The 581-nt window shown below is 36.5% G+C and carries 1 protein-coding gene; it reads left to right on the plus strand.

Features of this window, described 5'->3' with window-relative positions; translation table 11 throughout:
• Position 1: 1 nt before the first annotated feature.
• Positions 2–581 (plus strand): endonuclease/exonuclease/phosphatase family protein (locus DB30_RS41060; RefSeq protein ID WP_165704204.1); only part of this gene is annotated, 580 nt, incomplete at its 3' end.

Consider the following 581-nt stretch of genomic DNA (forward strand, 5'->3'; position numbering starts at 1 on the left):
CATGCAGGTTTCTATCAGTTGGTGGAACACTGGTCTCACACCACCCTCACAAAGCCGCGTAACAAAAAAGCCGAGCACACAAAAAAGCCTGAAGGTAAAAAAAACCATTCAGCAAATGTGTATTGAAAAACCTTTAGACATAATAATACTCTGCGAAGTATATAATAATTGCCAAGAATTAATCAGAGAGATATCGGAAGAGCAGGAGATGAGTCATGAAATGCTCACTGCAAAAGTTGGCGGAGTTTACTACGATTTCGCTCTTCTTTATGAAAAGACAAAAATAAAATACATTTCTCATGAACCAATAGATCAAAAAAATGATTTCGAGCTACAAATAAGGCTAGGAGTCAAGCTAAACCTTGAAATAGATGGAGACTTAATACATTTTTTCCTATCGCATTGGAATAGCGATATGTTCAGCGGCGCAATAAAAAGAGCCTCTTGCGCAAGACTATTAAGATCAGAAATAAATACCGCATTCCATAACAATCAAAACCTTATTATTTTAGTTGGCGACTATAATTGCCAACCTTTTGATACGGAAATGATACATCTTCTATCATCGTCAAAAGACGATG

It is taken from the genome of Enhygromyxa salina, from assembly GCF_000737335.2.
Taxonomy (GTDB): Bacteria; Myxococcota_A; Polyangia; order Nannocystales; family Nannocystaceae; genus Plesiocystis; species Plesiocystis salina_C.